Source organism: Sphingomonas tagetis, assembly GCF_024211275.1.
Classification (GTDB): domain Bacteria; phylum Pseudomonadota; class Alphaproteobacteria; order Sphingomonadales; family Sphingomonadaceae; genus Sphingomonas; species Sphingomonas tagetis.
This window is the reverse complement of the sequence record NZ_JAMLDX010000007.1, coordinates 75,324-101,309: the sequence shown is the minus strand read 5'-3', so window position 1 is coordinate 101,309 and position 25,986 is coordinate 75,324. Positions and strand designations below refer to the sequence as shown.

Here is a 25,986-nt window from a genome sequence, read left to right as displayed (position 1 = left end):
GTGAGTATGGCGAAGAACATGGCTTTGGGATCGGGGCTGGCGGCGATCACGCTGCTGGCCGCGCCGGTCCCCGGAACCGCGCAGCAGGCGGCAGCGCCGGCGCGGGCGGACCCGTTTCCCAGCAACTATCGAACGCCGCGGCCCGACGACATGCTGCTGCGCAACGCCACGATCCTCGACGGCGCCGGCGGGCGGATCGAAGGCGGCGACGTGCTGGTGCGCGGCGGCAAGATCGTCGCGACCGGCAAGGCGCTGGCCAATCCGGGCGTGCGCGAGGTCGATGCCAAGGGGCGCTGGATCACCCCAGGGGTGATCGACGTGCACACGCATAACGGCACGTTCGTCGTGCCGCTGACCGATATCGACCGCGAGTCGAGCGACGTCGCCGAGACGAGCAGCCCCAACGGCGCCGACACCTGGATCGAGACCGCGGTCAATCCGCAGGACATGGGCTTCGACCGCGGGCTGATGAACGGCGTGACGACGATGCAGATCCTGCCGGGATCGACCCCGATCTTCGCCGGCCGCTCGGTCGTGGTGAAGCCGGTGCGCGGCGCGACGGTATGGGACATGAAGGTCACCGGCGGCGCGCAGGGCTTCAAGATGGCGTGCGGCGAGAACCCCAAGAGCTGGGGCGGCGACAAGGACAATGACGGGCCGAACAGCCGCCAGGGCGTGATCGCCTATATGCGCCAGGCGTTCCTCGACGCGCAGGCCTATGGCCGCGACCGCGCGGCGGGCAAGGCCGGTCGCGACCTCAAGAAGGAAGCGCTGCTCGGCATCATGGCGGGCGACATCCGCGTCAACCTGCACTGCTATCGCGCCAACGACATCGCGTCGGTGCTGGCGGTGGCGAAGGAGTTCGGGTTCAAGATCGGCGCGATCCATCATGCGACCGAGGCGTACAAGATCCCCGGCCTGCTGCGCGCGTCGGGCACCTGCGCGGCGGTATGGGCCGACTGGTGGGGCTTCAAGATGGAAGCGCAGGACGCGGTGCGCGCCGGTGCGCCGATGCTCGAGCGCGCGGGGGTGTGCGTGATGATGCATTCGGACTCGGCGGCCGACGGCCAGCGGCTCAACATCACCGCGGCGAAGGCGGCAGCGGCAGGACGGCGCATCGGCATCGAGACGCCGCCCGAGGTGATGATCAAATGGACCACCAGCAACCCGGCGAAACTGCTCGGGCTCGAGAGCCGAGTCGGCACGCTCAAGCCCGGCTATCAGGCGGATCTGGTGCTGTGGTCGGGCAATCCGTTCAGCATCTACACCAAGGCCGATCTGGTGCTGATCGACGGCGCGGTGGCATGGGACCGGTCGAAGCCGCCGGGCGCGCCGGTGTCGGACTTCGAACTCGGGCGGAAGGGAGCGCAGTGATGAAGACGCTCGCAATGCTGCTGGCGCTTGCCGCCGCTTCGCCGGCCGCGGCGCAGACGCTCGCCGTCACCCATGCCGAGGCGTGGACGATGGAGACGGGCGATCCGGTGAAGGACGCCACCATCCTCATCGAGAATGGCAAGATCGTGTCGGTCACGCCGGGCGGCGGCGTGCCGCAGGGCGCGACCGTGATCGACGCGCGCGGCAAGCCGGTGACGCCGGGCCTGATGAACGCAGCGACTCAGGTCGGGCTGGTCGAGGTCAATTCAGCCAGCGCCACGCGTGACGTGGGTTCGGCCGACGACCGCAATCCGGGCTTCGACCCGGCGCGTGCGCTCAACGGCAATTCGACGCTGGTCGACCTGATCCGCGCCGACGGCATCACCCGCGCGCTGGTGTATCCAGCGCAGTCGCGGCATCCGGTGTTCGCGGGCGAGCCGGTGATCGCGCGCTATCGCGATGGTGTCGATATCCTCGAATCGCGCGAAGCCGCGGTTTTTGCCGTGATCGGCGGCGGCGCGTGGGACCGGCTCGGCTCGCGCGCGCAGCAATGGACCGTGCTGCGCAAGGCGCTGACCGACGCGAAGATCGCGGTGGCCGCGCGCGACGCCGGCGAGAAGGACAAGAAGGACCGGCTCGGCCCGCCGTCGGGGCGCGGCCGCCGGGCAGGCGAGGACCTGATCCGCGGCGTGCTCGCGGGCGAAATGCCGCTGGCGATCCAGACCAACCGCGAATCCGATATCCTGCAGGCGACCCAGCTGGCGGCCGACTTCAGCATCCGTGTGGTGATCGTCGAGGGCGCCGAGGCGTGGCGCGTGGCCGACAGGCTGGCGGCGGCGAAGATCCCGGTGGTGCTCGACCCGTCGGTCAATCTGCCCGGCAGCTTCGACGAGCTTGGCGCGCGGCAGGACAATGCCGCGATCCTGACGCGCGCGGGCGTGCCGGTCGCGTTCGGCCTGGCCGGCGGCAAGATCCACCAGACCTACAATGCCGGCATGGCGCTGCGCGAGGGCGCCGGGCTCGCGGTCGCCAACGGGCTGCCGTACATCGAGGCCCTGCGTGCGGTGACGGTCAATCCGCAGACGATCTGGGGCAAGGCCGGCGGCGGCACATTGGCCGCTGGCGCCGACGCCGATCTGGTGGTGTGGGATGGCGATCCGCTTGAGCCTTCGACCAGTGCCGTTAGCGTGATCATCGAGGGGCGGCAGGCGTCGACACGATCGCGTCAGGACGTGCTCGCGGAACGCTATAGGGATGCTCGCTGATGAACGTGTTGCTGGTCGGGTGCGGACGGATGGGCGGCGCGATGGCGCGCGGCTGGAATGGTGCGCACCGCGTGCTGGTGTTCGATCCGATGGCGGCGGAACTGCCTGACGGCGCCGAGCGGGTGGACTCGCTCGACGCGGTGGAGGTTGAGGGCGAACTCGCCGTGGTGCTGGCGGTGAAGCCGCAGGTGTTTCCCTCGATCGGCGAGACCCTGCGCCCGCTGGCCGCGCAGGGTGCGCTGTTCGTGTCGATCATGGCCGGGATCACGCTGACCGGACTGGGCGATGCGCTGGGCAGCGGCCGGGTGGTGCGGACCATGCCCAACACGCCCGCCGCGATCGGCCAGGGGATCACCGCCGCGGTCGCCGGACGCGACGTGCGGATGGGCGATCTCGCCACGGTCAATGGTCTGCTCGAACCGACCGGACAGGTGGTGTGGATCGATGACGAGGCGCAGATCGACGCGGTGACGGCGGTGTCGGGCAGCGGCCCGGCCTATTTCTTCCGCTTCACCGAGGCGCTGGCCAAGGCGGGCGCGCAGGCAGGGCTGCCGCCCGCGCTTTCGATGCAGCTGGCGCGCGCGACCTTCACCGGCGCGGCGGCGCTGGCGGGCGCGGACCCGGCGGAGCTGGCCGAGCTGCGGCGGCAGGTGACCAGCCCCGGCGGCACGACCGCGGCAGGTATAGCAGAAATGGACTTGAACCATGCCATCGATGTCATTGTGCAGGCGGTGGTCGATGCTGCAGCAGCACGTTCACGCGAACTGGCCGGATAGGACAAAAACTATCGCAATCAGGCCGGCGCAGGAGAGGAAGCGATGAGCAATATTCCCGGCATGATCGGTGTTCCAGCCGATGGCGACGCGCCGCTCGATACCCACGCCTCGAAACCGGTGCATCTGGATCGCAAGACGCGCGCCAAGGCGGCGGTGGCGGGGTCGGTCGGCAATCTGATCGAATGGTATGACTTCTACGCCTATGCCTATACCGCGCTCTATTTCGCCTCGGCCTTCTTCCCGGCGGGCGACCGCACCGCGCAGCTGATCAACGTCGCGGCGATCTATGCCGCGGGCTTCCTGATCCGGCCGCTCGGCGGCTGGTTCTTCGGCCGCTATGCCGACCGCCACGGGCGGCGCGCGGCGATGATCGCGTCGGTGATCCTGATGGGCGCTGGCTCGCTGCTCGTCGGCATCCTGCCGACCTACGCGACGATCGGCGCGGCGGCGCCGGCGCTGCTGCTGGTCGCGAGATTGATGCAGGGCTTTTCGACCGGCGGGCAATATGGCGCGGCGGCGACGTACCTCAGCGAGATCGCCGAGCCGGGCAAGCGCGGCTTCTATGCCTCGTTCCAGTTCGTGACGCTGATCGGGGGGCAGCTGTTCGCGTTGCTCACCGTGTTCACGCTGCAGGCGCTGATGACCGAGGCGGAGATCCGCGAATGGGGCTGGCGCATTCCGTTCGTGCTCGGCGCGGTGTTGGCGGGCGGTTTCCTGCTGTTCCGTGACCTGATGCACGAGACCGCCGAGCCGGCGGGCAAGGGCGAGGATGCGGGGTCGTTGAAGGCGCTGTTCAAGCATCCGCGCGCGATGTTCGTGGTGATGGCGCTGAGCGCGGCGGGGGCGGTGACGCTCTACACCTTCACGACCTATATGCAGAAATATCTCGTCAACACCGCCGGCATGACCGTGACCGACGCGAGCCGGACGATGCTGGTCGTCACCTTCCTGTTCCTGATCCTGCAGCCGATCCTGGGACGGCTGTCGGACAAGATCGGGCGGCGGACGAACCTGCTGATCTTCAGCGGCGGGATGACGCTGTTCGCGGTGCCCTTGCTCGGCGCGATCGGGCGGGCGGACACGATGTTGAGCGCTGGCATGCTGGTGTTCGCCTCGCTCGCGATCATGAGCTTCTACACCTCGGTCTCCGGGCTGTTCAAAGCCGAGCTGTTCCCGGCGAGCGTGCGCGCGCTCGGCGTTGGTCTCGGGCACGCGATCGCGTCGGCGATCTTCGGCGGAACCGCGGAATGGGCGGCGCTGACGCTCAAGCAGGCGGGGCATGAGGGCGCCTTCGCCTGGTATGTTTCGGCGGTCTGCGCGGTCGCCTTCATCGTCGCGTTCCGCATGCGCGAACCGCGCGCGCACGGGCATTTGAATTGAGTAAGGAGTAGCTGGCATGAAGGCAGTATTGGCGGCGTTGAGCGTTGCGCTGGTGGGTGGCGCAGTGGCGCAGGAGGCGCCCGAGCCGCCCTATGTGATGACGCGCAGCGTGACGCTGCCGAGCACCGACACCGACTGGGACTATGTCAAGTTCCAGCCCGGCAGTCCGCGGCTGTTCATGGCGCGGCTCAAGGACGGGCTGACCGTGTTCGACGTCGATCGCGGGCGGGCGGTGGCAACGGTCGCCAATTCGGCCGGGGCAAATGGCCCGATCCTGCTGCCGCAATATAATCGCGGCTATACCGCGATGAATGACGGTTCGCTGCTGAGCTTCGACTTGCGCACGTTGAAGGTGATCGCGCGGACGAAGCTGGCGAGCGATGGCGGGCTGAACAGCGGGTCGCTCGATCCGGCGACCGGGCGGCTGCACGTCATCACCGGCTCGCGTCCGGCGGAATCGACCTGGTTCACGATCGATGCCGCGAGTGGGCGCTTGCTCGCGACCACGCGCTTCCCGTTCCGCAAGATGGACGACCCGGCCGTGGACGGGAAGGGAAACATCTATGCCCCGCTGCGCATGGACGGCATGGTCCTCAAGCTCGATTCGAGCACGCTGAAGGAACAGGCGCGCTGGGATGTCGGCTGCAACGTGTCGAAGATGAAGTGGCTGCCCGAAGGCCGGCTGCTCGGTGCCTGCACCGGCGACAAGCCGTCCGCCTTCCTGCTCGATCCGGCGACCGGCAAGGTCACCTCGCGCGTGACAATCGGCAAGGGGCTCGACGCGCTGGTGATCGACGACCAGCGCGGGCGGATCGTCGCCAGCGCCTATGAAGGCAATATGACGGTGATCGAGCGCGTCGGCGCCGACAAGCTGCGCGTCGCGGCGACGGTGCGCACGCAATTCGGCGCGCGAATGATGGACCTCGATCACCGCACCGGACGGCTCTACCTCGTCAATGCGGACTCGACCGAGTTCCCGCTGACCGACGGCAAGAGCGTGTCGCGCTATCATGCGAACAGCTTCCGTGTGGAAACCTGGCAGCCGAATTGAGGAACGCGACGTGATGATGATCCGAGCAGCGGTCGCGATTTCACTGACGGCGCTGGCCGCCCCCGCGCTGGCGCAGGGCGGGCTGCCGCTCAAGCCGGCGCGGACGCTCGACTATGAAGTGTCGAGCGGGACGTGGATGTCGCTCGCGGTCTCGCCCGACGGCAGGACGATCCTGTTCGACATGCTCGGCGAACTCTATGCGCTGCCGGCGGAGGGCGGGCGGGCGCGCCCGATCGCGCAGGGGCTGGCGTTCGACGTGCAGCCGGTCTTCTCGCCCGACGGCAAGTGGATCGCGTTCGTCAGCGACCGTTCGGGCGTCGACGACGTGTGGATCGCGCGGGCGGACGGCAAGGGCGCGCGCAAGATCAGCACCGGCGATGAGGGCACTGTGCGGACCTCGCCCGAATGGAGCGCGGACGGCAAGTCGGTCTATGTCAGCCGCCACCGCATCGCGCTCGGCCATAACGAATTGTGGCGGCACGACATTGCGGGCGGGCCGGCCGAACTGATCGTCGGCATCCGCAAGGACGCGAGCGTGCCGCGCGCGAACTGGCAGAGCACGCTCGGCGTCTCGCCCTCGCGTGACGGCAAATATCTCTATTATGCACGCCGCGTCGGCGACATGTCGTTCGACGAGCCGGTCGGCTGGACGATCGTGCGGCGCGACATCGGCACGGGTGCCGAAGAGACGATCGTCAGCAATTCGGGCGGGCGCGAGGCGGGGGTGGAGACGTTTTTCCGCCCCGCGATCTCGCCCGATGGCAAGCTGCTCGCTTATGCCACGCGGCAGATGAACCGGACGCGGCTGCGCGTGCGCGACCTGACGACAGGCGAGGATCGCGACCTGGGCGCGGCGCCGCTCGACCTGATGAATGGCGCGAGCTGGATGGACCTGATCCCGCGCTATGCCTTCACGCCGGACGGCACGGCGATCCTGATCGCGGTCGACGGCAAGGTCGAGCGGCGGCCGGTCGATGGCTCCGCGGTCACGCGCATCCCGTTCACCGCGCGATTGCAGCTGGCGGTGGGGCCGAGCACGCGGATCAGGTTCCGCGAGGAAACCGGCGTGGTGCGCGCCAAGCTGCCGCAAGGAACCACGCCGTCGCCCGACGGCAAGCAAGTCGCCTATGCCGCGCTGGGCAGTGTCTATGTCCAGCCGGTCGATGGCGGCCCGTCGCTGCGGCTGCCGGTCGCGGGCGATCCGCCGTCGCTGCCCAACTGGAGCCCGGACGGGACGCAGATCGTCTATGTGACGTGGAGCGAGGGCGCGGGCGGGGCGGTGTGGCGCATCGCGGCGGACGGCCAGTCGGCGCCGGTGAAATTGAGCGACGTTGCCGCCTTCTACACCCATCCCGCCTTCACGCCCGATGGCGCAACGGTGCTGGCGGTGCGCTCGCCCGCGGCGGCGCGGCAGCAGACGAGCTTCGAGTTCGGCACGGTGCGCCCCGCCGAATTGGTGGCGATCCCGGCGGCGGGGGGTGCGCCGCGCGTGGTGACGCGCGGGCGGTTGGGGCAGAAGCCGCATTTCGTGAACGGGCAGCCGGGCACCGCCTATCTGCTCACCGGCGACGGGCTGAGCGCGGTCGATCTCGCCAGCGGCGCGACGCGGCTCGTCGCGGCGGTGAAGGGCGCGCCCTATTATTTCACCGAAACGCTCGCCAATGCCGACGACCTGCGCATCAGCCCGGACGGCAAATGGATCGCGGCGCAGACCAGCGAGCAGCTGTTCGTGCTGCCCACACCCGCCGATCCCAAGGCCGTGGTCAACCTCGACGCGCCCGACAAGCCGGGCCGCAAGGTCACCGATATGGGCGCCGATTTCTTCAACTGGCGGGCGGATGGCAGTCTGATCTGGTCGGTCGGCAATTTCCTCCAGACCATCCCGAACGCGACCGCACCGGTGCCCAAATCGCATGTCGAGCTGGTCGCCGAGCTGCCGCGCGTGCGCCCCACGGGCAGCATCCTCCTGCGCGGCGCCCGCGCGCTGACCATGGCGGGCGGGGACAAGGTGATCGAGGATGCCGACATCCTCATCACCGGCGACCGTATCGCCGGGATCGGCGCGCGCGGCTCGCTCAAGGTGCCGGCCGGCACGCCCGAGCGCGAACTCAATGGCAAGACCGTCACGCCGGGCTTCATCGACGATCACGACCATATCGGCGGGGTTCGCCGCAACGTGATCGGTTACGAGGAATGGGGGCTGCGCGCGCGGCTGGCGTTCGGGGTGACGACCTCGTTCGACCCCTCGACGCTCGGGATCGATCAGGTCGCCTATCAGGACCTGATCGACGCGGGCCTCGTGGTCGGACCGCGGCTGCGCTCGACCGGGCCCGCGCTGTTCTCGAAGGAGCGCTTCACCTCGCTCGATCAGGTGCGTGGCGTTCTGCGGCGCTATCGCGACGCCTGGGGGCTGCGCAACATCAAGCAATATCGCGGCGAGAGCCGGACGGTGCGGCAATGGATCGCGATCGCCGCAAAGGAGCTCGGCCTTCTGCCGACGACCGAGGGCAGCCATAACGCCAAGCTGATGCTGACGCAGACGATCGACGGCTATGCCGGCAACGAGCATGCGTTGCCGATCGCGCCGTTTCAGGAGGATGTGATCGGCCTCTATCAGCGGATGCGGACGAGCTACGTCTCGACGTTGCTGGTCAACACGAGCGGGCCGGCGGCGGAAAATTACTTCATCGCCAAATATGACCCCGCGCTCGATGCCAAGGTCAAGCGCTTCTGGTCGCCCTCGGCGATCGCGCACAAGCTGGCGCATGTCGAATGGGGCTCGCTCGACGCCTCGCGCATGCCCGCGCTGGCTGCCGATGCGGCGAGGCTGGCGGCAAACGGCGCGCTGGTCGGGATGGGATCGCATGGCGACCATCCGGGCATCGGCTATCACAGCGAGATGGAGGCGCATGCCACGGGCGGCATGACGCCGCTGGCGATCCTGCACGCCGCGACTGCGGGCGCCGCGGAGACGATCGGGCGACTGGACGACATGGGCACGCTCGAGGTCGGCAAATATGCCGATCTTGTCGTGTTCGACGCCGATCCGGTGGCGGATATCCGCAACAGCAAGTCGGTGAAGCTGGTGATGCGTGGCGGGCAGCTGTTCGACGCGGATACGCTGGACGAATTGTGGCCGGTGCAACGCAAGCTGCCCGCGCCGTGGTTCGCGCAGGACAAGCCCGCGCAGTGGCTGCCGGCGAAGTAGCCACCGAAATTCGGATGGTTCTGTGGCTGGCTAGGTTCGCACCACGCCGCTCGCCACCAGCGTATCGATCTCCGCATCGCTCAACCCGCCCTCGCGCAGCACCGCGCGGCTATCCGCGCCAAGCGCGCGCGGGGCGGTGTCGGGCGCGGGCGTGACGGTGTCGAACAGCACCGGCTGCGGCAGGTTGCGGACCATGCCCGCAGGATAGCCCTGCGGCACGTCGAAGAAGCCGATCTCGGCAAGGTGAGGATCGGTGAGCAGATCATCGACGCCATTGACCTGCGAGCAGGGCACGTCGCGCGCCTCCAGCACCTCGATCCACGCCGCGGTGGTCCGCGCCGGAAGCGACTCTGCGACCAGTGCATAGAGTTCGTCGATATGCGCCTGACGCTGCGGCGGGTCGCTGAACCAGGGCTGCTCGGTCACGTCGTCGCGCCCGACCTCGTTGAGGAAGGCGCGCCACTGGCGGTCGGTATAGGGCAGCACCGCGATCCAGCCGTCCGCAGTCTGGAACGGGCGGCGGTTGGGCGAGAGTATGCGCGGATAGCCGGTCTTGCCGTCCGCCGCGAAAGTCGCGCCGGACAGATGCTCGTTGAGCAGGAACGCGGCGAGTGCCTCGAACATCGGCACCTCGACCTTGATCGCGCCCTCACGCCCTTGTCCGCGTGAAACCAGCGCGGCGAGGATGCCATAGACCGCGTGCAGCGCCGCGACCTTGTCGGCGAGGATCGTCGGGACGAAGCGCGGATCGTCGCCATTGGCGGTAGCGAGGCCGGCGACGCCGCTCGCCGCCTGGATGATGTCGTCGAACGCCGGACGGTCGCGATACGGCCCGCGCTGGCCAAAGCCGATCGCGGCGCAATGGATAATGCGCGGGTTGATCGCCGCGACCGCTTCGAAGCCGAGCCCGAGCCGTTCGGCGGCGTCGATCCGCATGTTGTGGAAGAGTACGTCGGCGGTCTCGATCAGCCTGCCCAGCGCACTACGCCCTTCGGGCCTTTTCAAGTCGATCGCGAGCATGCGCTTGTTGCGGTTGTTGTTGACGAACAGCGCCCCGCCACCCTCTCCGCGGGGAAAGGCATCGCGGGCGATATCGCCTTCCAAAGCCTCGACCTTGATCACCTCCGCGCCAAGATCCGCGAGGATCTGGCCGGCATAGGGACCGAGCACCACCGCGCCCACTTCGATCACCCGGATTCCCTGCAGCAACGGCGTCATCGCGCGACTCTCTCCCTCGCTCCTCTTGACTTCTTATTTCCATACAGAGACAAATAAGTCCACAACCAGAAATAACTCATGGAGTCGGGATGCTGTCCGATATTGCCTTCGACAAGCTTTTCATCGGCGGCGAGTGGGTCGATCCGATCGACGGCGGCGTGCGCGACAGTATCGATCCGGCGACCGGCCAGCACTGGACTCAGGTCGCCTATGGCGGCGCAAAGGACATCGACCGCGCGGTAGCGGCGGCGCGGACCGCTTTCGAGGGGCCGTGGCGCAAGATGCCGCCCTGGGAGCGCGCCGCGCTGATGCGCAAATTTGCCGATCTCTATGCGACGCAGGTCGATGCGCTCGCCCGGATCGAGAGCCAGGACAATGGGCGGGCGATCCGCGAATCGCGCGGCGATATCGGGCTGCATGCCAATTACTACCACTGGTTCGCCTCGCTTGCCGACAAATTGGGCGGGCGGACGATCCCGATGGACGACAGCGTCCATGCCTTCACCACGCGGCATCCGGTCGGCGTGGTCGGCGCGATCACGCCGTGGAACGTGCCGATGATGGCGGCGGCGTGGAAGCTCGGCCCGGCGCTCGCGGCGGGCTGCACCGTCGTGCTCAAGCCCGCCGAATCGACCCCGGCCTCGTCGCTGGCGCTGGCGAAATTGTTCGAAGAAGCAGGATTCCCCGCAGGGGTGGTCAATATCGTGCCGGGCGACGGCGCGGTCGCGGGCGCGCGGCTGGTGGCGCATCCCGACGTCGCCAAGATCAGCTTCACCGGCGAGGGATCGACCGCCAAGACGATCCTCAAGACCGGTGCAGACACGCTGACTCGCTGTACCTTCGAGCTGGGCGGCAAGGCACCGCACATCATCTTTGCCGATGCCGATCTGGAGAATGCGCTCAACGCCGCGACGGGCTCGGCCTGGGCGCTGTGCGGGCAGAGCTGTGCGCTCGGCAGCCGTGTGCTGGTCGAGCGGCCGATCTATGACAAGGTGGTCGAGGCGTTTCGCGAGCGCGCGGGCCGCGTGCGCGTCGGCATGCCGCTCGATCCCGCGACACATATGGGCCCGCAGGCGCACGCCCAGCAGCTCGACAAGACGCTATCCTATGTCGCGATCGGGCAGAATGAGGGCGCCGAACTGGTCGCCGGGGGCAAGCGCATCGACCGCGACGGGCTGTCCGGCGGCTATTTCGTCGAGCCGACCGTGTTCGCCAGCGTCAATTCGGGCATGCGGATCGCGCAGGAGGAAATCTTCGGCCCGGTCGCGGCGCTGATCCCGTTCGAGGGCGAGGAGGAGGCGATCGCGATCGCCAACTCGACGCCCTATGGCTTGGCCTCCGGGCTGTGGACCGGCGATACCGGCCGTGCGCACCGCGTCGCGGCGCGGATCGAGGCCGGCATGGTGTGGGTCAACACCTATCGCTACATCCGCTGGTCCACGCCCTATGGCGGCGTGAAGCAGAGCGGCTGGGGCCGCGAGAACGGCATCGAAGGGCTCGAGCCGTTCCTCGAGACCAAGACCACGATCATTTCCACCACGGGGAAATTCCCCGATCCGTTTGTTTGATCCAGCTTCGCTGGATGTGCGGTGCCGGTCCTCTCCCCCACCCGGCCACCCATCAAAAATACCCTGAAGTGGGAGGCCGGGTGGGCGAGAGGGCCGGCACCGCAACCGGTTCAGCTTGCTGAACCAAACAAAGGAACAAGACATGCGTTTGAACGGCAAGCTCGCCATCGTCACCGCCGCCGCATCGGGCATGGGCCGCGCGGGGGTCGAGCGTTTCGTGCGCGAGGGCGCGCGCGTCGCGGCGATCGACATCAGTGCCGAGGCGCTGGAAGGCGTGGTCGCGCAGTTCGGGGCGGACAAGGTCACCGGCATCCGCGCCGACCTGCTCGACCCTGATCAGGCCACCGGCAGCATCGATCAGGCGGTCGAATGGCTCGGCGGGGCGGACATCCTCTGGGCGCATGCCGGGATGCCGGGGCCGGCCTCGGTCGAAAATCTCGACCTCGATGCCTATCGCAAGGCGATCGACCTCAACATCACCTCTGCCGCTTTGGGCGCCGGCCGCGTTGTACGGCACATGCGCGAGCGCGGCGGCGGATCGATCATCTTCACCTCGTCGGTATCGGGGCTGGTCGGATCGATGATGAGCCCGATCTATTCCGCCGCGAAATGGGGTGTGGTCGGCCTGACCAAGAGCCTCGCGCTGGCGCTGGCCGGCGACAAGATCCGCGTCAACGTGGTGTGCCCAGGCCTTGCCGACACGCCGATGAAGGTCGGCTTCACCGGGCGCAGCGGCGATCCGGCGGAAGCGGCGGCAAACGAGGCGAAGCTGATCGCCAATGTGCCGATGGGCCGGCTCGTACAGGCGGGCGAGATCGCCGACGCGGCGCTGTGGCTGGCGTCGGACGAAGCAAGCTTCGTCACCGGCGTCGCGCTGCCGGTCGATGGCGGCTTCACGGCGCGTTGACAGTGTGCGCCGGCGGCGGGACATCAGCTTATGAACACCGTTCGCCAAGCCGCCAATGCGCTCGAGATTCTGGAATATTTCGCGCGCCGGCTGCGGCCGGCCACGCCGGCGGAAATGGCCGACGATCTGGGCTGGCCGCGGTCGAGCACGTTCAAGCTGATCGGCACGCTGGCGTCGATGGGCTATCTCTACGAGCCGCGTGCGCGGGGCGGCTATTATCCGAGCCCGCGCTGGCTGACGCTGGCCGAGGCGGTGACCCGCGCCGAGCCGTTGCCCGAGCGGTTCCACCGGCTGGCGCGCGACCTGATGGAAGCGACCGGCGAGACCGTGTCGATCGCGGCGCCGGCCGGGATTTTCGCGACCTTCCTGGAGGTCGTCGAGTCACGCCAGCCGGTGCGCTATTTCGCCAAGGTCGGCGACCGGGTGCCGATCCATGCAACCTCGGCGGGGCGCGCGCTGCTGGCGCAGATGCCGCTGGAGGAGCGCGAGCGGCTGTACCGCAAGATCGATTTCGTGCGCTATGCCGCGACCACCCCGGCGAGCCCGCAGGAAGTCGAGGCGCGGCTGGCCGAGGCCGCCGAAATGGGCTGGCACCAGAGCAATACCGAATACACGCCGGACCTGGCGGGCGTGGCGATGCCGCTACCCGGCGGGGAGCGGCGGCTGTCGGTGGTGGTGGTTGGCCCGGTGTCGCGCTGTCTGGCGCGGCGCCCCGAAATGGCGGCGATCGTCACCGAGCATTTGAAGCAGCTGAAGTAAAGCAGACACGGCGCCAGCAGATGCGCCGGGCGGGAGAGGCACAATGAGCATGGACCCACGAGCGGCGATGGCCGCGGCGCCGATGCACTGGCGGCAGATCGTCGTGGTGGCGATGTGCATCGCGCTCAACGCATTGGACGGCTTCGACGTGCTGGCGATCAGCTTCGCCGCGCCGGGCATTGCGGCCGAGTGGGGCGTCGACAAGGCGACGCTCGGTATCGTGCTGTCGATGGAGTTGCTCGGCATGGCGGCGGGATCGGTGCTGATCGGCAACGTCGCCGATCGTGTGGGCCGGCGGCCTGTGATCCTCGGCTGCCTGGCGCTGATGGCCGCGGGGATGTTCGCCGCGATCATGGCGAGCGGCGTGACGACATTGTCGGCGATCCGCTTCCTGACCGGCATCGGCATCGGCGGGATGATCTCGACCACCAGCGCGATGGTGGCGGAATATTCGAACGACAAGAGGCGCGGGCTGAACGTCGCGCTCAACATCGCGGGCTATTCGACCGGCGCGATCCTGGGCGGGCTGGTCGCCTCGGCGCTGCTCGCCTCGACCGGCGACTGGCGCTCGGTGTTCATGCTCGGCGGCGTGGCGAGCGCGGCGATGATCCCGCTGGCGGTGCTGTTCCTGCCGGAGTCGATCGAATCGTTGCTCGCGCGACGGCCTGCGGGGGCGCTGGAGGCGGTCAACCGCACGCTGACGAAGCTGGGCCGCGATGCGATCGATGCGCTGCCGCCGCTGCCGGCGGTCGTGGTGAAGCCGTCGATCGCCTCGCTCTTCTCGCGCAACTATGCCGCGATCACGATCTTGCTGACGGTGGCGTATTTCGCGCAGATCCTGTTCTTCTATTACATCCAGAAATGGGTGCCCAAGATCGTCGTCGATCTCGGCTTCGACGCGGCGCAGGCCGGGCGCGTGCTGGTATGGGCCAATGTCGGCAATTTGTCGGGCGCGGTGCTGATCGGGTTGCTGAGCCAGCGTTTCGCGGTGCGGCCCCTGGTGTGCGCATCGATGCTGATCGGCGTGGCCGCGATCGGGCTGTTCGGCCTTGCCGGCGCGGACCTGTTCCGGCTGTCGCTGACTGTCGCCATCGCCGCCTTCTTCATCAACGCGGGCGTGGTCGGGCTGTATCCGGTGCTGGCGCAGACCTATCCGGCGGCGCTGCGCGCGAGCGGCACGGGGTTCGTGATCGGCGTCGGGCGCGGCGGATCGGCGGTCGGGCCGATCGTCGCGGGCGCGCTGTTCGCGAGCGGGGCGAGCCTGCTCGCGGTGTCGCTGACGATGGGGATTGGCGGGCTGATCGCGGCGGCGATGGTGTTGCTCCTACCTTGGGCGCAGCGGCGGGCAAGCGAAGCGTAAGGAGCGTCAAGTGAAGTGTGTGATCACCCTGGCGGCCTTGCTCGCCGCCTCGACCGCGCTCGCCCAGCGTGCCGACCCGCCGAGCGAGGCGACGATCGCGGCGAACCAGCGGGCCGCCGAAACCGCGCCGTTCGCCGACACGCGCGACTTCGACTTCGCCTCGCGCGGCTACATGGGCACCCGTACGGACCCGGTGATCCGCACTGCCGACGGGCGGGTGGCGATGGACCTCAACGCTTATGATTTTCTCAAGGGCGAGGCACCGGCGACGGTCAATCCCAGCCTGTGGCGCCAGTCGCAGCTAACCGCGAGGCATGGGCTGTTCAAGGTCATGGACAGCGTGTGGCAGGTGCGCGGGTTCGACACCGCCAATATCACCTTCATTCGCGGCGCCAAGGGCTGGGTCGTCATCGACGCGCTGACCAACAGCGAGACCGCGCAGGCTGCTTACGAGCTGGTCAGCGAGAAGCTCGGGAAGCGGCCGATCGCCGCGCTGATCTACACCCATTCGCATGGCGATCATTTCGGCGGGGGCGAGGGGCTCAAGCCGTTCCTCGCCAATGGCGCGCCGGTGCTGGCGCCGGTGGGGTTCTTCAAGGCTGCGATCAGCGAGAGCGTGATCGCCGGGCCGGCGATGGCGCGGCGCGCGGGTTATCAGTTCGGCATGCCGGTGGCGAAGGGGCCGCAAGGCACGGTCGGCGTGGCGATCGGGTCCGACATCGGCCGCGGAACGCGCGGGATGCTGCGGCCGACCGCGGAGATCGCGAAGGACGGCAAGGTGATGCTGCTCGACGGGGTGAAGACCGTCTTTCACCTGACGCCGGGCACCGAAGCGCCAGCCGAGATGAACATGTATTTCCCGGATCTGGGCGTGCTCGACCTCGCCGAGAACGCCAATCCTACTCAGCACAATGTCCTGACCCCGCGCGGTGCGCTGGTGCGCGACGCCAAGGCCTGGGCCGAGGGGCTGAGCGACGCGGCATACCGCTTCAAGGGCGCCAGGGTGCTGATCACGTCGCATGGCTGGCCGCGTTTCGGGCAGGCGGAGGTCGCCGATTTCCTGGCGAAGCATCGTGACATCTACGCCTATCTGCACGACCAGAGCATCCGGATGATGAACCAGGGGCTGACCGGCGACGAGATCGCGGCGAAGATCAGGCTGCCCGCGTCACTCGAGAAGGAGTGGTACAACCGGCCCTATTATGGCTCGCTCAGCTTCAACGCACGCGCGGTCTATCAATATTATATGGGCTGGTACGACGCCAATCCGGTGCGGCTGAAGGTGCTGCCGCCCGAGGAAGGCGGCAAGCGCTATGTCGAGGCGATGGGCGGCCCGCGCCGGGTGATGGAGCTGGCCCAGCAGGCTTACGACAAGGGCGATTATGGCTGGGCGGCGGAGCTGCTCAACCGGCTGGTGTTCGCGGGCGGCGTGTCGTCGGCGCGCGAACTGCTGGCGCGCTGCTATGAGCAACTGGCGTGGCAGAGCGAGAATGCGCTGGCGCGGAATATCTATCTGACCGGCGCGCTCGAGCTCAAGCGCGGGCCATCGGTGCCGTCGCGGCCCGGCGACGGCGGCTTCTTGCCGATCCTCCCGGCGCGCGACGTGTTCGACATGCTGGCGACGCGGATCGATCCGCAAAAGGCAGGCGAGGGGCGGCTGACGATCCGCTTCGTCTTCACCGACAAGGTCGAAGCGGTGACGGTGCGCGTAGCAAATGGCGTGCTGACGCATCGTGCGAACGAAGCTGGCGATACCGCCGATGCGACGGTGACCGGCGCGCGCGGCGACATCCTCGCGGCGGTGATGAGCGGGGCGCCGCTCAAGGCGCGGATCGCCGGGGATCAGGGCGCGCTGCTGCGGCTGGCGGGATGGCTCGACCAGCCCGATCCGCGCTTTGCGATCGTCACGCCCTGACCTTTTTGTAGGCGAAGGGCATCACGCTGGGGCGCGCGGGCCAACCGGGCCGATGGCCCGTTGACGATGATCGGCCCTCCGATACGCTGATCGTGCCAAGGACAGCGAAGGAGTCTCGTGATGATCCGCAGCGCCGATCTGCCGCTGGATATGGCCCCGGTGGTCGCGTTCGAGGACCGCTATGGCGCCGGCTTCGTCGATCCATGGCACGCGCATGACCGTGCGCAGCTGTCGTTCGCGCTGTCGGGGGTGCTGACGGTCAATACCGACGACGCCAGCTTCGTGCTGCCGCCCAACCGCGCGGTGTGGATTCCGCCGCAGATGAACCACCAGACGATCTGCCGCAGCGAAGTCGTGTTTCAGGTCATCTATATCGACCCGCGCTTCGACGCCGAGGGCAAGGCGTGCCGCGTGTTCGAGGTGTCGCCGCTGCTACGCGCGCTGATCGGCGAGGTCGCGACGTTCGACTGCCATTACGAGATGGAGGGGCGCGAGGCGTCGATCGTGCGACTGCTGCTCGACGAGGTCGATCGCATGCCGTCCGTGCCGGTACATGCCGAGCTGCCCAGCGACCGCCGCCTCCGCCGGGTGTGCGAGGCGATCCTGGCCGACCCCGGCGACACGCGCGACATCGATTATTGGGCCAAGCATGCCGGCATGGCGCGGCGTACCTTCACCCGCTCGTTCCGCGAGGAGACCGGGATGGGCCTAGCGACCTGGCGGCGGCAGGTCCGAGTGATGGAGGCCGCGTCGCGCATCGCCGCGGGCGAGTCGATCACCACCGTCGCCTATGACGTCGGCTATGACAGCCCGAGCGCGTTCACCGCGATGTTCCACCGCACCTTCGGCGCCACCCCCAGCGCCTATTGCCGGCGATAGGCGCCTTTACGCGCTAGGCCCGTTCTAGACGGGGTTGTGCCTTCGCCCGAAAGTTACCCGGGTCGGGCGGTGCTACGCCGCCCTGCAGAAACCAAGAAGACGAAAACGCAGCACAGGCATGCGGGGGTGAGCCGCGTGTCGCGGACGTGCGCGTCCACCATAATGGGAGGGTAAGAAAATGAGAAACCTCGCACGCGGCGCCGCCGCGGCATCGGTCCTGGCGCTGGCATCGGCGATCGCCGCACCGGCACGGGCGCAGGACGGGCAGGGGCAGGCCGCACAGGACGAAGAGATCGTCGTCTATGGCCTGCCGATCGCCGAGGATACGCCGCAATCGGCGACCGGCCTCGCGCTGACGCTGCGCGAGACGCCGCAGTCGATCACCGTCATCGACAGCCAGCGCATCACCGAATTCGCGATGGCCAACACCGCGCAGGTGCTCGAACAGGTCGTCGGCCTCAACGTCGACCGCGGCGAGAGCGACCGCACCGTGTTCAACGCGCGCGGCTTCGACGTCACCAACGTGCAGGTCGACGGCATCGGCATCCCGCTTCTCGGCGGCATCCAATATGGCGAGACCGACAGCTATCTGTTCGAGCGCATCGAGGTCATTCGCGGCGCCAACGGCCTGACCACCGGCGTCGGCAATCCATCGGCGACGATCAACTATATCCGCAAGCGCCCGGGCAAGGAGCGCAAGCTGATGCTCGGCGCCTATGCCGGCTCCTATGATTATTGGCGAGTCGAAGCGGACGGCAATGTGCCGTTGATCGAGGATGGCGGGATCGCGCTGCGGCTGATCGGCGCGCACGAGCAGCGCAAGAGCCATTTGTTCAACTATGACCTCAAGCGCAATCTGTTCGCCGCGACGCTCGCCGCGGAGATTTCGCCGCAGCTGACCGCGACGGTCGGTTACACCTATCAGCACCACAAGACGCATGGCTCGGGCTGGGGTTCGGTTACGCATTTCTACGACGATGGCGGGCGGATCGACTATGACCGCTCGATCAACTACGCGCCCGACTGGACCTATTGGCCGGTGATGGACGAGCAGGCCTATGCCGAGCTCGCTTACTCGCCCTCGGCCAAATGGACGATCAAGGGCGTCCTCACCTACAAGCGGTTCATCGAGGATCCAACGCTCCTCTATATCTATGGCAACCCCAATCGCGTCACAGGGCTGGGGCTGGCGGGACAGGCGTCGGACTTCAAGTCCGACACCAAGCGCTATCTCGCGGACCTCTATGCCACCGGCCGCTTCGACCTGTTCGGGCGCGAGCATCAGTTGACCGTCGGCGTCTCCTGGACTCAGTCGGACTGGCTGCAGTGGCAGGCGAATGCGCTCAACAACCCGCAGATCATCCCCAATTTCCGCAACCTCGACAATGTCCACGTCCCGCAGCCGGTGTTCGGCCCGACGATCCTGCAGCTCGACCAGCGCGAGACGCAGAAGCGCGCCTATGTCGCGACCCAGCTCAATTTCGCGGACTGGCTGAAGGCGGTGGTCGGCACGAGCTATGCCGATTTCGAGACGACCGGCACCAATTACGGCAGCCGCGCCGACCGCGCCAACAAGGAGCTCAATCCCTATGTCGGCGTGCTGATCGATCCGCTGCCGAATGTGACGGTCTATGGCAGCTACACCTCGATCTTCAATCCGCAGATCGAGGTCGATTTCGACCGCGTCCGCCTGCCCGCGATCAAGGGCACCAACCTCGAGGCGGGCATCAAGAGCGAGCTGTTCGGCAAGCGGCTTTATGCGGCGGCGGCGATCTTCCGCACGCGGCAGGCCAACCTCGCGCAATTCGCCGGAACGCGCATCGTCGGCGCCGATCTGTACAACTACTATGTGCCGGTCGACACCCAGTCGGAGGGCTTCGAGATCGAGCTGGCGGGCAAGGTCACCGACCGGTGGCAGATCAGCGGCGGCTATACCGGGCTCGAGATCAAGGACGATCAGGGCAACCGCATCCGCAACTATCAGCCGCGCAAGACGCTCAAGCTGTCGACCACTTATCGCGTGCCCGAGTTCAACAATCTGGCGCTCGGCGGGCAGGTACGCTGGCAGAACGACACCTATGAGACGCTGCTGTTCCAGACCGGCCCGGGCGGCGCGCCAATCGTGTTCCGGCAAGAGGGCTTTGCGGTGTTCGATCTGATGGCCGGCATCGACATCGACGACACCTTCCGTGTGACTGCGAACCTGCGCAACATCACCGACGAGAAGTATCTCTTCTCGATGGTCTATGCCGCCTACGGCCAGGGCCTGTACGCGCCCGGCCGCAACTTCACGGTTTCGCTCAACGCCAAATTCTAGACCTGCACCCTCGCAGCACCCCCCTCAGGGCGGGCGCCGTTCGCGGCGTCCGCCCGCTTCTTGTCGTGCGGCCCGCGCGCGACGGGCTTGTGCCCCGGACAGCAGGATGAAGCCGCTCGCCCATGTTAGCCATGGCGCAAACCAAAGCGGCGAGGGGCCGAAGCGTTGAACGACGGACTACAACTCGAGCCGGGCATCCGCCGGTTCCTCGACGAGATGCGTGCCGAATGGCGTAACCACCCCCCGTTCGAGACGCTCAGCTTCCCCGAGCAGCGTCAGGTCGCCGAACAGGTGCGCGCGCGCTGGACCAGCGGCGGCCCGGTGATGGCGCGCACCACCGACCGCGTGCTCGATCCCGGCGCGGGCGAATTGCCGCTGCGCATCTATCTGCCCGAAGGCGTCGCGGAGCCGGCACCCGCTCTCGTCTATCTTCACGGCGGGGGATTCACCTTGTTCTCGATCGAGACGCATGACCGGCTGATGCGCGAATATGCCGCGCAGGGCGGGTTCGCGGTGATCGGGGTCGATTACCCGCTCGCGCCCGAGGCCAAATATCCGGTCGCGCTCGACCGGATCGAGGCGCTGATGCTGTGGCTCCACGCGAACGGCCGCGAGTTGGGCATCGATCCCGATCGCTTGGCGATGGGCGGGGATTCGGCCGGCGCCAACCTGTCCTTCGCGACCACCCTGCGGCTGCGCGAGCGCGGGCTGCATGGCATCGTGCGCGCGATCCTGTCCAACTATGGCGGCTTTTCCGCGCGGCTGTCGGACGAAGCCGAAGCGAAGTTCGGTGGGCCGGGGTCGATCATGGACCGCGCCGAGGCCGAGCAATATTATGCCAATTATCTCAACGATGCGGGCGAAGCCGATGACCCGTTCGCCTGCCCGATCAACGCCGACCTGACCGGCTTTCCGCCGGTGTTCCTGTGCATCCCCGAATGCGACATCGTCACCGAACAGTCGGTGGCGATGGACGCGCGGCTGCGCGCGGCGGGGGTGGAGACGGCGAGCAAACTTTATCGCGGCGCGATCCACAGCTTCCTCGAGGCGATGTCGGTATCGGCGCTCGCGCGTGAGGCGATCGCCGACGGCGCGGACTTCGTGGCGAGCAAGCTGGAGGCAAGATGATCGCGAGAAGCGCCGCCGTCGCGCTGCTGCTGACCGCGGGGATCGCCTCGGCACAGCCCGCGCCGCGCAAGGTTCCGGCGCACGACGTGCCCGTGCCGACGACGGTCAGTCCCGAGATGCAGAAGCAGATGTCGGATGGGGCCGACTTTGCCTTTCCCGCGGAGATGCCGACGACCAATGCCGGCTGGAACGCGATGAGCGATCCCGATCCGGTGAAGACCGCGGCGGCGACCGATGCGCTGCTCGCCAGGCTCGGCCTCACGTTGCGCGAGGAACGTATCGCCGGCGTGCGCTGCTTCGTGATCGCGCCCCGGATGAAGGCCGACCGCAAGCGGCTGCTCGTCCATATCCATGGCGGCGGCTACACCATGTTTCCGGGCAAGAGCGGGCTGCGCGAGGCGATTTACGTGGTCGCGGCGAGCGGCATAACCGCGATCTCGATCGACTATCGCATGTCGCCCGATCATCCCTTTCCCGCGCCGACCGACGACGCCTGGGCGGTGTGGCGCGCGGTGACGGCAGCCAGTCGCGGCAAGCGGATCGGGCTGTTCGGCACCTCGACCGGCGGCGCGATGGTGCTGGCGACGGTCCAGCGCGCGGTTCGTGAAAAAGCGCGTGTGCCCGATGCGATCGTCGCGGGGACGCCCTGGTCCGATCTCAGCGAAACCGGCGACAGCTATTTCACCGCGCGGCACCTCGATCCGTGGAATTATCGCGCGATCCTCGGCGCGATGGCGCGGCAATATGCCAATGGCATGGACATGAAGGACCCGCTGCTGTCGCCGGTCTATGGCTCGTTCGCGGGCTTTCCGCCGACATTGCTGCTGAGCGGGACGCGCGACATCTTCCTGTCGAACACGGTGCGAGTCGATCGCAAGTTGCGCGACGCCGGGCGGCCGAGCCAGCTGATCGTCTATGAGGGCCAGAGCCATGCGCAGTATCTCGCCGGGCCGGACCTTCCTGAAGGCCGCGAATGGATGCGCGAAATGGCGGAGTTCTGGAAGCGGACGCTGCGCTAGGTCGCGCGGATGCGGGCATTCCTGACGCCGTGGAGCAGATAGATCGCCGCGCCGCTGCCGATATAGATGATCAGGATCAGCGCCGGAATCCACTCGCCCGCCACCGCCTTGCCGACGATGTCGATCAGCACCGGCCCGGCCATCAACGCGCACGACAGCAGTGCCAGCACCGGTACCGTGCCGATCCACATGCCGCGCACCCGGATGCCGCCAAAGGGCACGCGGAACGGGCGTTCGAGCTCGGGATGCGTGGTGCGCAGCCACATCACCGCGATCGCGACCACGGTGAACACGCCGATCGTGCCGAGGCTGACCAGATCGGCGAGCAGGGTGATCGGCAGCAGCGCCGCCGCCACCGCCGACCCGCCGGCGACCAGCATCGTCGCCGCGGCGGGCGTGCGGAAGCGCGCATGGAGCTGGGCGAACGGCGCAGGCAGCAGGCCATCGCTCGAAATGGCGTGGCAGATGCGCGACTGGGCATAGGTGTTCATCAGCAGCACCGAGGCGAGTCCGCTGAGCGCGCCGACCTTGATGATCACCGCGAGCACCGGCATCCCCACTGCGCCGACCGCGACAGCGATCGGATCGGGCACGTCGAGCGCGCGGAACGGCACCAGTCCGGTCATCACCAGCGCCACCGCGCCGTAAAGCACCGTCGAAATGACCAGCGCGCCGAGGATGCCGAGCGGCACGTCGCGCTGCGGGCGCCGGGCTTCGGAGGCGGCGGTCGCGACGGCTTCGAAGCCGAGATAGGCGAAGAACAGGATCGACGCGGCGCGGAAGATGCCCTCGCTGCCGAAGCGGAAGCCGCCCTCGTTTGCCGGAATGAACGGCGTCCAGTTGGCGGCGTCGACATGGCCGGCGCCGACCGCGACGAAGCCGATCAGCACGCCCGCCTTGATCACCACCAGCAGCGCGTTGACCGCGGCCGACTGGGTGATGCCGCGGATCAGCACCGCGGTCACCGCGGCCAGCGCCGCCGCCGCGACGAGATTGATCCCGCCATCGGCGACGAAATGCACGCCGCCCGGCCCGGCCTCGGCGCGGATGAACGAGGTCGACAGCGCTGCCGGAACCTCGACCCCGAAATCGCCGAGCAGGCTGGTCAGATAGCCCGAAAAGCCGACCGCCAGCGCTGATCCGGCAAGCCCGAACTCGAACAGCAGCATCCAGCCCAGGCCCCAGGCGAACACCTCGCCCAGCACGGTATAGGCATAGGCATAGGACGCGCCCGAGGCGGGCAGCACCGAGGCGAGCTCGGCATAGCACAGGCAGATGAAGCCGCAGGCGACCGCCGCGATCGCGAACGACAAGATCACCGCCGGTCCGGCATAATTCGCCGCCGCCGCGCCGGTCATCACATACACGCCCGCACCGATGATGCAGCCGATCCCGATCATGATCAGCTGTACCGGCCCGAGCGCGCGCTTCATGCCGCCCACTTCCAGCTCGCCGCGCACCGCGTCGATCGGCTTGCGCATCAGCCAGGGGCGGGGCGTTGGGGGCATGATGGCAGGTTACGCGACTGTGGTGGCACGACCGCTTTGCCCGGGTGCGAAGCTGTCGCGTTCGGGCCGTTGCGGGAGCGTTACAAGCTGCTGAGCAGCAAGCTCGTCTCGCTGTTGAGCACACCCTCGATCTGGCGGATCTCGCGCAGCACGCGGTCGAAATCGGCGATCGTCGTGGTCAGGATTTCGGCGACCAGATCCCAGCCGCCATTGGTGGTGTGCAGCGCGACGATTTCGGGGAAGCCGCGCAGCCGCTTGGTCACCGCGGTGGTCGAGCGGCCCTCGATCTCGATCATCATGATCGCGCGTAAGGCGTCGGCGCTGGTGCGCGCGCGGATCGTGAAGCCGAGCACCGCGCCGCTTTCGAGCAGCCGGTCGAGCCGCGCCTGCGCGGTGGTGCGCGACACCTTGAGGATGTCGGCGAGCCGCGTGATCGGCATCCGCGCATCCTCGCGCAGTGCGCCGATCAGCCGGCGGTCGAGATCGTCGAGTTCCTGCATCGGCGCTATCATAACCAGCAAAGTGATCAATTCATATGCGCAACCTGTCCGATCGGGCTGGAGAAATTGTGCAGCTTGGGCCTGTCGCCTGCGAACTGCCCAACGCTAGCTTCGAGGAAATCGAGGGAGGCGCAGAATGGTTCAGTTCGTCGGAGTTTCGGAGATTCGCCGCATCGTCGAGCGCGTCGGGATCGAGCAGGTGTTGACTCGCATGACCGATTATCTCGAGGCCGATTTCCGCCGCTGGGAGCGGTTCGAGCGTGCGCCGCGGCTCGCCAGCCACAGCAAGGGCGGCGTGATCGAGCTGATGCCGACGCAGGACGACGATCTCTACACGGTCAAGTTCGTGAACGGGCATCCCTATAATTTCGAGCAGGGGCTGCAGACCGTCGTCGCGCTCGGCATCATGGCCGATGTCGCGACCGGCTATCCGGTGTTTTTATCTGAAATGACCATCCTGACCGCGCTGCGCACCGCGGCGATGTCGGCGCTAGCGGCGAAGCATCTTGCCCGGCCCGAGGCGCGGACGATGGCGATCATCGGGCTCGGCGCGCAGTCGGAATTCCAGGCGGTGGCGTTCCGCGCCGTGCTGGGGATCGATACGCTGCGGGTGTACGATGTCGACCCAGCCGCGACCGCCAAGTTCCTGCGCAACATGAGCGGGCGCGGTTGCCAGGTGATCGCGTGCGACGAACCGGGCAGTGCGGTGATGGGCGCGGACATCGTCACCACGGTGACCGCGGACAAGGCGCAGAACACGATCCTCTCCGACAATATGGTCGGCGCGGGCGTGCATCTCAACGCGGTGGGCGGCGACTGCCCCGGCAAGACCGAGTTGCAGAAGGACATATTGAGCCGCGCATCGGTGTTCGTCGAGCTGACCGAGCAGACGCGGATCGAGGGCGAGATCCAGCAGATGCCCGCCGACTTCCCGGTCACCGAACTGTGGCAGGTGATCAGCGGCGAGGCGCCGGGCCGCACGCGCCGCGACGAAATCACCTTGTTCGATTCCGTCGGCTTCGCGGTCGAGGATTTCGCGGCGCTGCGGCTGTTGCGCGATTTGAGCCTCGAGACTGGCTTCTACGAGACGCTCGACCTGATCACCTCGCCGAGCGATCCGCGGGATCTGTTCGGGATGATCGCGTCACCGGTGATGCCGGCGGCGCGGGCGGCTTAAGGCTCCACCCACATCCGCCACAGGTCGCTGACGTTGCGCGTCAGCGTGTCGAAGGCGGCGGTCTTGCCGCTCTCGGCGAACATCGTCGCGCGCAGATTCTCGAGCTCGAAAATGATGCGGCGCTTGTCATGCTCGCGCACCAGGCTCTGCAGCCAGCCGACCGCGACGTCGCGTCGGCCCGCGGTCACCGTCGTGACCTGATGCAGCGAATTGGCGGGATAGAGGATCACCGCCCCGGCAGGCAGCTTGAACGCCCGCGTGCCGGCCGGCTCGTCGATCTCGAGCTCGCCGCCCGCGTAGCTGTCGGGATCGGACAGGAAGAGCGTGAAGGCGAGGTCGATCCGCGTCTGCGGCGCCTCGCCCATCAGCGCATTGTCGACATGGCTGCCATAGCCCATGCCGATGCCATAGCGGCTGAACAGGATCGGCCGCATCGTCTTGGGCATCGCCGCCATCGCGAAGATGCGGTTGGCGGCCAGCGCCTCGCCGGCCAATGCCTGCATCGCGGCATAGTCCTTCGAGGCGCTGGAAACCTGCTTGTTCTGCTTCACCCCGGCAGCCGCCCAACCGGCGGTCTCGCGGCCGTCGATGAAGCTTTGCCGGTCCATCATGCCGGTCAGCGTTTCGAGCTGACCGGCATTCAGGATGTCGGGGATGCAGATGAACAAATGACGTCC

General features: G+C 67.6%; 20 protein-coding genes. 16 read left to right on the top strand and 4 right to left on the bottom strand.

Going from position 1 to position 25,986, the window contains the following annotated elements:
• The first annotated feature begins 6 nt into the window (after positions 1-6).
• Genes M9978_RS10835 through M9978_RS10810 form a run of 6 tightly spaced genes read left to right on the top strand, consistent with a single transcriptional unit; the run spans position 7 to position 9,054 of the window.
• On the top strand, positions 7-1,374 hold the full coding sequence (locus tag M9978_RS10835; protein ID WP_254293059.1) for an amidohydrolase family protein: 1,368 nt from the start codon (positions 7-9) through the stop codon (positions 1,372-1,374).
• The gene (locus M9978_RS10830; RefSeq protein ID WP_254293058.1) at positions 1,374-2,639 is read left to right on the top strand and encodes an amidohydrolase family protein; all 1,266 of its coding nucleotides are present in this window, start codon (positions 1,374-1,376) and stop codon (positions 2,637-2,639) included. The genes M9978_RS10835 and M9978_RS10830 overlap by 1 nt, the downstream gene beginning before the upstream one ends.
• Entirely contained in the window at positions 2,639-3,415 is a 777-nt protein-coding gene (gene proC, locus M9978_RS10825; protein ID WP_254293057.1) for a pyrroline-5-carboxylate reductase, read from the top strand. Before M9978_RS10830 ends, proC begins: the two co-directional genes overlap by 1 nt.
• 42 nt (positions 3,416-3,457) lie before the next feature.
• Entirely contained in the window at positions 3,458-4,795 is a 1,338-nt protein-coding gene (locus M9978_RS10820) for an MFS transporter (RefSeq protein WP_254293056.1), read from the top strand.
• A 16-nt stretch (positions 4,796-4,811) separates the two neighbouring features.
• On the top strand, positions 4,812-5,846 hold the full coding sequence (locus tag M9978_RS10815) for a YncE family protein (RefSeq protein WP_254293055.1): 1,035 nt from the start codon (positions 4,812-4,814) through the stop codon (positions 5,844-5,846).
• A 13-nt stretch (positions 5,847-5,859) separates the two neighbouring features.
• Complete coding sequence (locus tag M9978_RS10810; RefSeq protein WP_254293054.1) at positions 5,860-9,054, top strand: amidohydrolase family protein; 3,195 nt, start codon at positions 5,860-5,862, stop codon at positions 9,052-9,054.
• A gap of 30 nt (positions 9,055-9,084) precedes the next feature.
• On the opposite strand, the gene M9978_RS10805 is transcribed toward M9978_RS10810, so the two are convergent.
• Entirely contained in the window at positions 9,085-10,272 is a 1,188-nt protein-coding gene (locus tag M9978_RS10805) for a CaiB/BaiF CoA transferase family protein (protein WP_254293053.1), read from the bottom strand.
• Positions 10,273-10,361: 89 nt separating this feature from the next.
• Between M9978_RS10805 and M9978_RS10800 the strand changes: the two genes are divergently transcribed.
• The 9 genes from M9978_RS10800 to M9978_RS10760 all read left to right on the top strand — a co-directional run bounded on the left by M9978_RS10800 (position 10,362) and on the right by M9978_RS10760 (position 22,124).
• A complete protein-coding gene (locus M9978_RS10800; RefSeq protein WP_254293052.1) occupies positions 10,362-11,840 on the top strand; it encodes an aldehyde dehydrogenase in 1,479 nt (492 codons plus the stop codon).
• Positions 11,841-11,982: 142 nt separating this feature from the next.
• Positions 11,983-12,747, top strand: a complete 765-nt coding sequence (locus tag M9978_RS10795) for an SDR family NAD(P)-dependent oxidoreductase (RefSeq protein ID WP_254293051.1) — start codon at positions 11,983-11,985, stop codon at positions 12,745-12,747.
• A gap of 30 nt (positions 12,748-12,777) precedes the next feature.
• A complete protein-coding gene (locus M9978_RS10790; protein WP_254293050.1) occupies positions 12,778-13,506 on the top strand; it encodes an IclR family transcriptional regulator in 729 nt (242 codons plus the stop codon).
• Positions 13,507-13,549: 43 nt separating this feature from the next.
• The gene (locus M9978_RS10785) at positions 13,550-14,866 is read left to right on the top strand and encodes an MFS transporter (RefSeq protein WP_254293049.1); all 1,317 of its coding nucleotides are present in this window, start codon (positions 13,550-13,552) and stop codon (positions 14,864-14,866) included.
• A gap of 10 nt (positions 14,867-14,876) precedes the next feature.
• The gene (locus tag M9978_RS10780; protein WP_254293048.1) at positions 14,877-16,781 is read left to right on the top strand and encodes an alkyl/aryl-sulfatase; all 1,905 of its coding nucleotides are present in this window, start codon (positions 14,877-14,879) and stop codon (positions 16,779-16,781) included.
• Between the two features lie 120 nt (positions 16,782-16,901).
• Positions 16,902-17,660, top strand: coding sequence for an AraC family transcriptional regulator (locus M9978_RS10775; RefSeq protein ID WP_254293047.1), 759 nt, complete (start codon positions 16,902-16,904; stop codon positions 17,658-17,660).
• 178 nt (positions 17,661-17,838) lie between these two features.
• The gene (locus M9978_RS10770; protein WP_254293046.1) at positions 17,839-19,977 is read left to right on the top strand and encodes a TonB-dependent siderophore receptor; all 2,139 of its coding nucleotides are present in this window, start codon (positions 17,839-17,841) and stop codon (positions 19,975-19,977) included.
• Between the two features lie 165 nt (positions 19,978-20,142).
• Positions 20,143-21,105, top strand: coding sequence for an alpha/beta hydrolase fold domain-containing protein (locus M9978_RS10765; protein ID WP_254293045.1), 963 nt, complete (start codon positions 20,143-20,145; stop codon positions 21,103-21,105).
• Positions 21,102-22,124 carry an alpha/beta hydrolase gene (locus M9978_RS10760; RefSeq protein WP_254293044.1) on the top strand — a complete coding sequence of 341 codons (1,023 nt, stop codon included), beginning with the start codon at positions 21,102-21,104 and terminating at the stop codon, positions 22,122-22,124. The genes M9978_RS10765 and M9978_RS10760 overlap by 4 nt, the downstream gene beginning before the upstream one ends.
• Here M9978_RS10760 and M9978_RS10755 read toward each other — a convergent pair.
• Positions 22,121-23,632, bottom strand: coding sequence for an APC family permease (locus M9978_RS10755; protein WP_254293043.1), 1,512 nt, complete (start codon positions 23,630-23,632; stop codon positions 22,121-22,123). The two genes, M9978_RS10760 and M9978_RS10755, sit on opposite strands and share 4 nt — an antisense overlap.
• 80 nt (positions 23,633-23,712) lie before the next feature.
• Positions 23,713-24,132 (bottom strand): Lrp/AsnC family transcriptional regulator, encoded by a 420-nt coding sequence (locus M9978_RS10750; RefSeq protein ID WP_254293042.1) that lies wholly within the window; start codon positions 24,130-24,132, stop codon positions 23,713-23,715.
• A gap of 136 nt (positions 24,133-24,268) precedes the next feature.
• Here M9978_RS10750 and ocd point away from each other — a divergent pair, with 136 nt between their 5' ends.
• Complete coding sequence (gene ocd, locus M9978_RS10745) at positions 24,269-25,309, top strand: ornithine cyclodeaminase (RefSeq protein ID WP_254293041.1); 1,041 nt, start codon at positions 24,269-24,271, stop codon at positions 25,307-25,309.
• Here the strand turns inward: ocd and M9978_RS10740 are convergent.
• The gene (locus M9978_RS10740) at positions 25,306-25,977 is read right to left on the bottom strand and encodes a Fe2+-dependent dioxygenase (RefSeq protein WP_254293040.1); all 672 of its coding nucleotides are present in this window, start codon (positions 25,975-25,977) and stop codon (positions 25,306-25,308) included. The two genes, ocd and M9978_RS10740, sit on opposite strands and share 4 nt — an antisense overlap.
• Positions 25,978-25,986 lie beyond the last annotated feature (9 nt).

Bases quoted from the DNA above. Each gene is read 5' to 3' on its own strand.
- M9978_RS10835 (WP_254293059.1), top strand. From the start codon at position 7: ATGGCGAAGAACATGGCTTTGGGATCGGGGCTGGCGGCGATCACGCTG.
- M9978_RS10830 (WP_254293058.1), top strand. From the start codon at position 1,374: ATGAAGACGCTCGCAATGCTGCTGGCGCTTGCCGCCGCTTCGCCGGCC.
- proC (WP_254293057.1), top strand. From the start codon at position 2,639: ATGAACGTGTTGCTGGTCGGGTGCGGACGGATGGGCGGCGCGATGGCG.
- M9978_RS10820 (WP_254293056.1), top strand. From the start codon at position 3,458: ATGAGCAATATTCCCGGCATGATCGGTGTTCCAGCCGATGGCGACGCG.
- M9978_RS10815 (WP_254293055.1), top strand. From the start codon at position 4,812: ATGAAGGCAGTATTGGCGGCGTTGAGCGTTGCGCTGGTGGGTGGCGCA.
- M9978_RS10810 (WP_254293054.1), top strand. From the start codon at position 5,860: ATGATGATCCGAGCAGCGGTCGCGATTTCACTGACGGCGCTGGCCGCC.
- M9978_RS10805 (WP_254293053.1), bottom strand. From the start codon at position 10,272: ATGACGCCGTTGCTGCAGGGAATCCGGGTGATCGAAGTGGGCGCGGTG.
- M9978_RS10800 (WP_254293052.1), top strand. From the start codon at position 10,362: ATGCTGTCCGATATTGCCTTCGACAAGCTTTTCATCGGCGGCGAGTGG.
- M9978_RS10795 (WP_254293051.1), top strand. From the start codon at position 11,983: ATGCGTTTGAACGGCAAGCTCGCCATCGTCACCGCCGCCGCATCGGGC.
- M9978_RS10790 (WP_254293050.1), top strand. From the start codon at position 12,778: ATGAACACCGTTCGCCAAGCCGCCAATGCGCTCGAGATTCTGGAATAT.
- M9978_RS10785 (WP_254293049.1), top strand. From the start codon at position 13,550: ATGAGCATGGACCCACGAGCGGCGATGGCCGCGGCGCCGATGCACTGG.
- M9978_RS10775 (WP_254293047.1), top strand. From the start codon at position 16,902: ATGATCCGCAGCGCCGATCTGCCGCTGGATATGGCCCCGGTGGTCGCG.
- M9978_RS10770 (WP_254293046.1), top strand. From the start codon at position 17,839: ATGAGAAACCTCGCACGCGGCGCCGCCGCGGCATCGGTCCTGGCGCTG.
- M9978_RS10760 (WP_254293044.1), top strand. From the start codon at position 21,102: ATGATCGCGAGAAGCGCCGCCGTCGCGCTGCTGCTGACCGCGGGGATC.
- M9978_RS10755 (WP_254293043.1), bottom strand. From the start codon at position 23,632: ATGCCCCCAACGCCCCGCCCCTGGCTGATGCGCAAGCCGATCGACGCG.
- M9978_RS10750 (WP_254293042.1), bottom strand. From the start codon at position 24,132: ATGCAGGAACTCGACGATCTCGACCGCCGGCTGATCGGCGCACTGCGC.
- ocd (WP_254293041.1), top strand. From the start codon at position 24,269: ATGGTTCAGTTCGTCGGAGTTTCGGAGATTCGCCGCATCGTCGAGCGC.